This is a genomic window from Desulfonatronospira sp. MSAO_Bac3 (assembly GCF_003838035.1).
Classification (GTDB): domain Bacteria; phylum Desulfobacterota; class Desulfovibrionia; order Desulfovibrionales; family Desulfonatronovibrionaceae; genus Desulfonatronospira; species Desulfonatronospira thiodismutans.
In genome coordinates, this window is record NZ_QYZY01000047.1 from 1 (window position 1) to 1,800 (window position 1,800).

General features: G+C 49.3%; 2 protein-coding genes and 1 pseudogene. All 3 read left to right on the top strand.

Annotated elements, in window-relative coordinates:
* Positions 1 to 107 precede the first annotated feature (107 nt).
* Positions 108 to 689, top strand: coding sequence for a PAS domain-containing protein (locus D5S03_RS01415; protein ID WP_287042460.1), 582 nt, complete (start codon positions 108 to 110; stop codon positions 687 to 689).
* Between the two features lie 162 nt (positions 690 to 851).
* Positions 852 to 1,037 (top strand): annotated as a pseudogene (locus D5S03_RS01420) (PAS domain-containing protein); the annotation flags it as partial.
* A 678-nt stretch (positions 1,038 to 1,715) separates the two neighbouring features.
* A partial coding sequence (locus D5S03_RS01425; protein ID WP_287042461.1) for a hypothetical protein occupies positions 1,716 to 1,800 on the top strand: 85 nt, incomplete at its 3' end.

Below are 1,800 nucleotides of genomic sequence, written 5' to 3' on the forward strand. Positions count from 1 at the left end.
AACCGCCGGCATCAACCTTTATGTCTGGAGCTGGCGGTTGCTCCAAAACAACATTTTTAAACCGGCGTTTTATGGCATCTTCAAGCCGGCGCTAACACCTGGTGCTTATGCATGAGGATATTACTGAGTATAAGCAGGCGGAAGAAGCAAGAATTGCAAGTGAACAGAAATTTAAAAACCTCATCGAGAAATGTCCTGCCTCTGTTATGCTGCTTGACCATCAGGGCCGGGTAGAATTTGTTAATGACTGGCATATAGAAAAATTTGCCAACAACAAGCTGGGCAAGGAATATTTTCTGGGCAGGTCCATACACGAGCTTCCCGGCCTGGTCAGTGCCGGAGTGGATACAGAGATTTCCCGAGTATTCCAGGGGGACGATGTTGAACTGGAAAATGTATATTTTCCCGAGTTTGCTGTGGGAGGTTCCGGATGGGTCAACATCAGAGCGGTGCCTGTTTATCAGGGGGGCCGGGTTGCAGGCGGAGTTCTGCTCCGGGAAAATATTACTGCACGAAAAAAAATGGAAACTGCTCTACAGCAAAGTCAGCAAAAGTTCAGATCGCTGGTGGAAAATACCCAGGACGTTATATACTCTCATACACCGGAAGGTCATTTTACTGTAAGCATTCAGGGGGTGCCGAAACCGGCCAGGGGACAGTCCCCGCGACACCTTTCCTGCACAAAATAATCTGACAAACGCGAAGTTGTGTGAACCTGCTCAGTTAGTGCTTAGCGGGGGACAGTCCCCGGGCCTGGTGCCAGGGACTAAAACCGAGTACCCCCTGAATGCTTACATTTTACTTATCTTTCTCCTCAAGTATCAGATCTTTTAGGCTACGAAGTCCAGGAGCTATTAGGCAAAAACTTTCAAGACCTTGTTCATCCCCAGGATCTGCCGGTGGTGCAGAGGGGGTTGGATAACGCTATTAAAACCGATCAAAACCATGGCGAAGTAGAATATCGCCTGCTGCACAAAGACGGCCATTATCGCTGGTTTCATGTACGTGTTTCTTTTCAGCGAAACTCTGAAGGAGAGATTGAGTCGGTATTGGGAGTGGCCCGGGATATTACTGAACGTAAGCAGGCAGAGGAGCTTCTGCGGGAATCAGAAGAGCGCACCCGGCATTTGAATGCAGTGCTGAAGGCCTATAACCAGGTCAATGAGGTGATTTTCAATGCCGGGGATATAACCCCTCTGCTGCAGGAGGTTTGTCAGGCTCTGATTTCCACCAGGGGATATTATAATGCCTGGATCATCCTTCTGGACAAAAACCAGAATGTCACACATTTCGGCCAGGCGGGTCTTGATGATGAGTTCCCGAAACTTATTGACGGCTTTCAATATGGAAAGAAGCCTGCATGCGCTCTAAAGGTATCCTCCTCACCAAGTTTGCAGGTTGTCATGGATCCAGGCACTGATTGCGAGGGCTGCCCTTTGGCTGAACAATATTCAGACAGATCCGGCTTCTCTGCACGCCTGGAGGTTGAAGGGTTTGTCCTTGGGCTGATCACAGTTTCAATCCCTGCAAACCTGGCCGGAGATTTAGAGGAGCAGGATTTGTTCAACAGCCTGGCCTGGACCATAGCCCAGGGAATTCAGAGAATCCGCCTGGAAAAGATCCGCCGCAGTCAAAGAGAACGCCTGAAGAATTATGAGCGGATCATCTCCAGGATCAATGATGGTATGGCTATAGTGGCTCCTGATTACAGGTATATGATTGTCAACGATGCCTACCAGCGGGAATTCGGCAAGCCACGTGAAGAGATTGAAGGACATACCGTGGAGGAACTGGTCGGGA

What these genes read in the sequence shown, in the direction of transcription:
- D5S03_RS01415 (WP_287042460.1), top strand. Translation starts at nt 108, where the DNA reads ATGCATGAGGATATTACTGAGTATAAGCAGGCGGAAGAAGCAAGAATT.